The organism is Novosphingobium malaysiense (assembly GCF_000802225.1).
GTDB classification, from domain to species: domain Bacteria; phylum Pseudomonadota; class Alphaproteobacteria; order Sphingomonadales; family Sphingomonadaceae; genus Novosphingobium; species Novosphingobium malaysiense.
Map to the genome: position 1 here is coordinate 1 of NZ_JTDI01000046.1, position 449 is coordinate 449.

A 449-nucleotide genomic window follows, 5' to 3' on the forward strand; every position below is an offset into this window, starting at 1 on the left:
GGCGATGTTGATGACGCCGCCGGTGGCGTTCCGACCAAACAGCGTGCCTTGCGGGCCGCGCAGCACTTCCACGCGATCGATATCGATCGCCTTCATCAGGCTGCCTGAACTCTGCCCGAGATAGATGTCATCGAAAACGACGCCAACCGCCGGGTCGACCGATTTCTCGACGTCGGCGACGCCGATGCCGCGGATATAGACAGCCGCGACGCCACCCGGGCCCTGCTGGGTGTCGTCGATCACGACGTTTGGCGAGGAATCGGCAAAGTCGCGAACGTCGGAATCGAACCGCTTCGCCAGTTCGCTGGAGGAAAGCGCGCTGATTGATGCTGGAACATCTTGCATGCTTTCCGCCCGCTTGCGCGCGGTGACGACGATCTCCTCCAGGACACCGCTTGCGTTCGGATCGGCTTCTTGCGCCATCGCCGCCTGTGCGGTCAGTGCAAGCC

Annotated in this window: 1 protein-coding gene; it reads right to left on the reverse strand. The window is 63.0% G+C overall.

The annotated features are described in order from the left end of the window. Nucleotides 1–423 (reverse strand): TonB-dependent receptor plug domain-containing protein (locus LK12_RS23445; protein WP_197063656.1); only part of this gene is annotated, 423 nt, incomplete at its 3' end. Nucleotides 424–449: the final 26 nt, after the last annotated feature.